Below are 321 nucleotides of genomic sequence, written 5' to 3'. Positions count from 1 at the left end.
ATCCGGTCACCGAGGCGGCGGGTGCGCGCCATGAACCCGTCGCGGATGCCGGCATCGAGGAAGGGACCGAAGGCGATGAGCGCGGGCAGGGGGGTCGCGGGATCGGCCTCGTAGGCGGCGATCACCCAGTCGATCAGGGCCGCCCCGTCGCCGCCGCCGCCCGGCGTCACCAGGATGAAGGGGCCGTTCGCGATCGGGGGCCCCTCGCGGCCGGCGCGGCGCTCCGGGAGGTCGCGGCGGAGATAGCCGGTGTAGATCAGGCGCCCGTCGATGCGGGCGGCCATCTCGGGCTCCATCGGCAGCGCCGCCAGGGGCTCGTGG

The 321-nt window shown here is 75.7% G+C and carries 1 pseudogene; it reads right to left on the bottom strand.

What is annotated here, in order from left to right:
- A pseudogene (locus ACLBX8_RS31780) lies at window positions 1-321 on the bottom strand (hypothetical protein); the annotation flags it as partial.

The sequence above is a fragment of the Methylobacterium sp. D48H genome (genome assembly GCF_053345715.1).
This window is presented reverse-complemented; position numbering and strand designations above follow the sequence as displayed.